A 6,435-nucleotide genomic window follows, 5' to 3' on the forward strand; every position below is an offset into this window, starting at 1 on the left:
TGCATCAGGAAAATTCTGATGGGACTATACGCCCGGTGTCTGTAACAATCCGTGGCGGATGGCGAGTGCGACGAGGTCGCTGCGGCGGCTGCATCCGAGTTTTTCGTAGATGTGCGTCTTGTGCGTGTCGACGGTCTTGCCGCTCAGGTGGAGCTGCTCTGCGGTCTCGGTGACTGTGTAGCCGCGGATGAGGCGGTCGAACACCTCTTTTTCGCGCTCGGTGAGACGTGCGCGCGGGTCTTCCTCGGCGTCCCCGGGGCGGCTGAACATGGCGGCGAGGAGCGACTGCTGTGCGTTCGGGCTGAGGTAGCGGCGTCCCTCGGCGAGGGCGTGCAGGGCGTCGAAGAGTTCGTCGTCCGCCGAGGTCTTTGGGAGATAGCCCATCGCGCCCGACTGCATCGCCTTGTAGATGTATTCCTCATCCTCGTGCATACTGAGGACGAGGATCTTCACGGCGGGATACTGCGCGCCGATGGCGCGGATGGCGGCAAGCCCGCCCATGCCGGGCATGGAGATGTCGAGGATCACGAGGTCGACGGGCGTCTCCCTCAGCAGCGCGAGCGCTTCCTCTGCGCTGCCCGCCTCGGCGGTGACGCGGTAGTCGCGCGCGTTCTTCAGCAGGAGCTTGATCCCCGCGCGGATCAAGAGGTGATCGTCGATGATCATCAGGTTCATCATGTGCGCGCCCCCTTTGTGCGAAATTCGATGCGGTAGACGGTCGCCCAGTCGGGCGGCTCGCTGCCGATCTCCATGCGTCCCGCGAGCAGGCGGACGCGTTCCTCGATGCCGTAGATACCCATGTGGTTCTCGCGGCGTGCGGCACGCATCCGCTCGCCCGTGATGCCGACGCCGTTGTCCTTGACCCACAGGGTGATGCGCTCCCCGACGTCCAGGCGGACGAGTGCGCGCGTCGCGCCTGCGTGGCGGATGATGTTCGTGAGACATTCCTGCACGATGCGGTAGACGGCAAGGCTCTCGACGTCGCTGAGCGTGCCCTCGATGCGACAGGAGAGTGTGATCTCGGGCGCATCGCCGCCGCGGTAGTCGTGGACGAGCTTTTCCAGCGCCGCCTCGATGCCGAGCTCGTCGAGCGCGGGCGGGCGCAGCTCCACGGCGAGACGGCGGAGTTTCGTCAGGGTATCGGCGGTCTCGTCGCGAATGGCGAGGAGCGCCTTTTGCATATTTTCATCCGCGGTCTCGTTGGCGAGCGCGCGCAGGGAGAACAGGAGCGCGGTCAGCGTCTGCCCGGTCTCGTCGTGCAGCTCCATCGCGATGCGCTTGCGCTCCTCCTCCTGCGCGGTGATGATGTGGCGGATCAGGCGGGTGCGCTCGCGCGCGCCTTCTTTCAGGTGCTCCTCCATGCGGTTCATGGCGTTCGCGAGACGTCCGATCTCGTCCGACGAGGAGAGCGCGATGCTGCGCGGGGAGAAATGCCCCTTTGAGATGTGCTCGGCGCGCTCCATGAGGTGAAAGAGCGGGCGCGTGAGGATTTCGGACAGGCGGAAAATGAGCAGCGTCGCGAGCAGCAGGATGCCGAGCGTGATGCCGCTGAGCTTAAATAGGTTTGTTTTCAAGAGCCCCGCGAGTGCGTCCTCACTCACGCCGACACGCACCGTGCCGAGCGCGCCGCCCTCGATGGGCGTGCTGACGTCGCGGATGCGCCCGCGGTCGGTGCGAATCTCCATGACGTCGGGTTCTTCGCCCGCCGCCGGGTGCAGTTCGCGCAGGTGGAGCGGCATTCCCTTCGAGAACGTATGCGCCATGACGCGCCCCTGCTCGTCGAGGAGGAAGATATATGCGACGAAATCATTGTTGCGCTTCGTCGTGTGGATGAGTTCTTCGAGGGCAAAGAGATTGCCCGTTTGGATCGCCTCGCTGCTCAGCTCCGCCACCTCGACGGCAACGCTCGTACCGCGCCGCTCAAGCGATGCGCGCATGACGTCCGAGATCGTCGACCAAAAGAGCAGCCCCGTCAGGAGGGCAAAGAGGAGCACGATTGCCATCATGACGGCGGTCAGTTTCCCCGCAATGCGGAGTTTTGCAAACCAGCGCATCAGATCCCCTCTTCCGGTGAAAACTGCGGGTAAAGCTCGGGCTGCGGCGGAACGAACCGGTCGATGAGCAGATGCTGCATCGCTTCTTTTGCCTCGGCATCCTCATTCAGATGGAGCAAAATCTCCTGTACCGCATCCGCATCCCTCAGATCGCGTCGCGCGACGACGGGGCCCATCCCGCTGCCGGGCAGCGCCTCAAGCAGGCGGATCTTATCGAGGATCGCAGGCGCATTCACGCGGTAATAGTCATAGGTGAGACTCGCGATGACGCCGCCGTCCACGAGCCCGTCCGCGACGGCGCGCAGCGAATCGTCGTGACTATAGGTAAAGTAGTACGAGCCGAAGAAATGCTCGGGATCTTCGCCCATTGTGCGCAGGCGCGCCCGCAGCTCGATGTAGCCGGAGTAACTGAGGGGATCGACATAGACGAACCGCCGCCCGCGCAGATCGCTCAGCGCCTGTGCGGGAGAGGTGCGCGGAACGATAATGTACGAAAAATAGCGGTTCGCCCCGTCCCGCTCCGGCATCGCGAGCAGGCGGACATCCTCCTTTTTCCCGTAGACCATGTACGCCCCGCTCGACAGGAACGCAACGTCGGCGTCGCCGCGCGCGAGGAGTTGATTGATCTCCGCGTAGCTGCGGCGGTGCAGCAGGAGCACCGGGCGCCCGAGGAGCCGCCCGATGCTGCGCACCATCGCGTGCTGATATTCGTCCGTCGTTTGATGGTTCAGCACCGAGATCATCGCGATCCGCAGCGGCTGCTCGCGCAGCTCGATCTTATACCCCGGGATCGCCTCCACCCGGTCAAAATAGACCTGTATCCGCTCCTCCGAGAGCGTGTGAACGAGGACGGCGGCGAGTACCGCCAGCACTGCCCCGACGAAGATATATTGCCGTACTCGCATCGCGTCCCCTCCTTTGGCTTTTCCCTTGCCTTTACTTCTTGCGCGCCTTCCCGGTCAGTGTCTCGATGTGCAGGCAGAGCGCCGCCGTCCGGTGCAGATTCGCGGCGATGTAGCGACGCCCCGCCCGCATATAGTCCGCGCTGTATTTCACGAGGAGATGTTCGAGCGCGGCTGTCTTTGCCGCCTCCTCCGTGATCTCCTCCATGCGCCCCGCCGCGATCACCGACCAATAAATCGTCGCGAACTGATCCGGCAGCACCTGCGTATCCGTCACAGCGGTAAAGACCGCGCGGCTATGATGCGCCATGCAGTCCATCTTCGCGCCGCCCTCCGTCGTCCCATGGAAATAGATCGTGTCCCCGACCGCCGCATAGCTCATCGGCACGGCATACGGCGCGCCGTCCGCCGTCACGAGCGAGAGCACACCGTACTCTGCCCGCCGCAGCACCTCGCGCGCCTCCGCCTCCGTCAGCTCCCTGTCTTTTCGTCTCATTTTCGATTCCCTCTCATCGTGCAGAAAAACAGCCCGCCGCGACGGCAGGCTATACGAACCAATCACCATTCAACGTTGCAGAAATGCGGCATATTTGAGCCGGTAAGCCGCAAGCCGGACATCTCCAGGGATCACGCCCCCCACCTTCCTTCGCAGGAACGAAATAGTGTCAAAATCCCACTCCACAGCATGCCCTCTCTCGATTTTATTTTACTGGATTGTTGCTCTTCTTGCAAGAATCAGCACAATAAAACCTCCCGCTGCAGCTCTTTCTATTTTACAGCAAGAGGTTTTTTCATGGTCAATTATTTAGAACACCGTCCAATGGAACCCTTTCAGAACTATTGGATTGTAATCGCGACGCCGTGCGGTTTCTCCGGATTCATCGCTTCCGGCAGTTCATCAATCGTAACGTTGAGATCCGTATCAGCCGCAACCTTTGCTTCAAAAACCGATCCCTCAGGAAACGATACATTTGCCCCCCTCATGAGTGCACCTCCGAGAATACTGACCACAGCGACGACAGCAACAGCACCGCCATCGTTGTGTCTCTTCCGCTCAGCAGTGTATTCAAGCGGAATCTCCACGCCATTGACAGCCTTTACACTATCCACAGTGAACTCTAGTTTTCCCGCACGGCCAAACATACCGGATCTCGTGACGCGCGTGACTTTCGCAAACACCTTCGCCCCGGCCGGTACAACAACCACGCCATTGACGATTAAATTCTCTGCTAACTTCAAGGGAACCATATCCCCTTTGCGAGCTCTTTTGGATGTCAGTTCACTGGTCAAAATAACGGATAAAACGGTATCCTTTGGAATATATGCGTGGTCTTTAGGGATTTTAGAAATGACAGGCTTGCCCCCATCCAAAGACGGCTTAAACGGCTCCCATGTACCTGTCTCATGAGTACGCTGCACAGGCTCAGCAGCAAAGGCAGGCACAGCAGTGGACAGAGTTGCGGCACATAGTCCAAGTGCCATTGTTTTCTTAAATTTTCTCATCACGGTATCCTTTCCTGAACAAAATATCCAAATATTGAGCTAAATATATTATAATATTATTTTCACTTTAGGTCAAGACGTTCTATATACAAAATCATCTGCCTACTTGATACGCTCTATCCCTTCCTTATCTCTTCCATAGCTCCCTATAAAATGCCGCCTTGCCCCGGAGGACGTCGCCACCGCGCGTGCCGTCCGCCGTCCACGGCGCGAACGCGGGGCTCTCGGGCGTGCCGAGATACTCGAGATCCCAACGCTCGCAGGTCGAGCGCGGTCCATAGGGCGCGTGTGCGTACACGCCGTCCTCATTATCCGCCGCCTCCCCGTGCGTCATGATGCGTTCCTTGTCGATCGTCAGCCAAAGCCCGCCCGCAAGCGCGGCAACCGTCTGTGCCGCCGCCTCGATCTGCGCGCCCGTCGGCGGCTCATCCCCGAGACGCGAGGTCGTTGCCCCATAGGCGCAGAGGAGCGCGATGCTCACGCTCCCGCTGTTGCGCATGTAGGTCGCGGCGCGCAGTGCATCGAGCGCACCGTCCCCCACGACATAGACGCCGCCGTCCACATCAATCTGCACATGATAGTCCGCAAAGAACTGCCCATAATGCCCCGCCGTCCAGTGCAGGTACAGCTTCGTCTCGCGATTATATCGTGCCGCCGCATCACGAAGCGCGACGCGGTATGCCGCGCCGAGCGACACGAGATCATATAGCGTCACACGCGTCATCGCCGCACGCGGGAGTACGCCGCTCATCGTTGCATCTCCTGCTTGTTAATGCCCTGCGGCACTTGAATCATCCGTCCTGAATGCGGTGCAGATACGTCGCGCGTCCGGTCGTCTTTCTCGCACACAGTGTGCCGCACATCTGCCCCCGCATCATCTGAGAACACAGTATTTTTGTGCCGCATCTCCTGCGACACGCATTCCTCCCGCCCGGCAACCGTCCGCCCGAGAAACCCGATCAGCCCCGCGGCGATATTGCTCGTCAGCTCCGCGCTCCCGTAGAACACTGACAGAATCGCAAGCGCGACCAGCCCCGTCCCCACCATCCAATCCACACGCGGCAATTTTTCATGCATATGATTTGCTCCTTTCTTTTCCTACCGGCTCAGGTACATATACTGCCTATGTACCTGCATGAAGCGCGGAAAAGAAGAGGTGCGCATAAAAAGAGGTTCTGTACGAAATAGGTACAGAACCTCTTTTTTGAACGTATAAAAATTTGTCGTTGCAGGGACACATTACATGTACCGCGCCCTCCGCAACGAGAGACGCGCGTTGATACAACAGCTCCGAGGCATAAAAACCGTGAACAGTATTCGCCTGTGCAACATGACTTCTACGGAGGGCAGAGCATTCCTCACATGTTTCAATACCGCAAGCGGTATTCGCCCGTGCAACCACTCTTTGATTTCGATGAGGCGAACATCTCGTAGTTTCAATACCGCAAGCGGTACATATCCTCGCAAATGCTACGCAATATACCGCCCTCGTAGGGGCACGGCGTGCCGTGCCCTTGATCGATATACGGCGGCATAGCAAAGCGAACAACACCTAACAACTAGCGTCTCTACGCCGATACATACCAACATAGAACGACAGAAACCGCTATCAAGGATTCCACGACGCCCGCCGTCTCCATGCATCGCACAAAACGATAGGCGCGCATGGATCGCACGTGGGCACGGCACGCCGTGCCCCTACAGCGCGCGCGTAAATCAATGGTTTCCACCGGGCGCAAAACCGCAAGCGGTATTCGCCTGTGCAACGGGAGCGTAGAGGCGGGACTGCCAAATATTACGGGGTTTCAATACCGCAAGCGGTATTCACCTGTGCAACAGCGGTTTTGGATCCTTGTCCTTCGCCGAAACAGAGTTTCAATACCGCAAGCGGTATTCGCCTGTGCAACATCATGAGATTTGAGCGTCCTGCGGGGCGCTTTTGTTTCAATACCGCAAGCGGTATTCGCCTGTGTAAC

At 59.3% G+C, this 6,435-nt stretch carries 8 protein-coding genes; all 8 read right to left on the reverse strand.

Translation table 11 applies throughout. From position 1 onward, the window contains the following. Positions 1-24: 24 nt before the first annotated feature. Positions 25-678, reverse strand: a complete 654-nt coding sequence (locus K341_RS0110975) for a response regulator (protein ID WP_026762823.1) — start codon at positions 676-678, stop codon at positions 25-27. Further along, positions 675-2,054, reverse strand: coding sequence for a histidine kinase (locus K341_RS0110980; protein ID WP_026762824.1), 1,380 nt, complete (start codon positions 2,052-2,054; stop codon positions 675-677). The genes K341_RS0110975 and K341_RS0110980 overlap by 4 nt, the downstream gene beginning before the upstream one ends. Then, positions 2,054-2,959 (reverse strand): substrate-binding domain-containing protein, encoded by a 906-nt coding sequence (locus K341_RS0110985; protein ID WP_009439504.1) that lies wholly within the window; start codon positions 2,957-2,959, stop codon positions 2,054-2,056. Before K341_RS0110985 ends, K341_RS0110980 begins: the two co-directional genes overlap by 1 nt. 31 nt (positions 2,960-2,990) lie before the next feature. Continuing rightward, entirely contained in the window at positions 2,991-3,452 is a 462-nt protein-coding gene (locus tag K341_RS0110990) for a pyridoxamine 5'-phosphate oxidase family protein (protein WP_026762825.1), read from the reverse strand. Between the two features lie 341 nt (positions 3,453-3,793). After that, entirely contained in the window at positions 3,794-4,459 is a 666-nt protein-coding gene (locus K341_RS0110995; RefSeq protein ID WP_071604427.1) for a hypothetical protein, read from the reverse strand. 127 nt (positions 4,460-4,586) lie between these two features. After that, a complete protein-coding gene (locus K341_RS0111000; protein WP_026762827.1) occupies positions 4,587-5,210 on the reverse strand; it encodes an N-acetylmuramoyl-L-alanine amidase in 624 nt (207 codons plus the stop codon). Continuing rightward, entirely contained in the window at positions 5,207-5,536 is a 330-nt protein-coding gene (locus tag K341_RS12050; protein ID WP_037349782.1) for a hypothetical protein, read from the reverse strand. The genes K341_RS0111000 and K341_RS12050 overlap by 4 nt, the downstream gene beginning before the upstream one ends. A 718-nt stretch (positions 5,537-6,254) precedes the next feature. Next, on the reverse strand, positions 6,255-6,435 hold a 181-nt coding region (locus tag K341_RS12860), incomplete at its 5' end, for a hypothetical protein (protein ID WP_211221222.1).

The sequence above is a fragment of the Centipeda artemidis DSM 19719 genome (genome assembly GCF_000426665.1).
GTDB lineage: Bacteria > Bacillota > Negativicutes > Selenomonadales > Selenomonadaceae > Centipeda > Centipeda artemidis.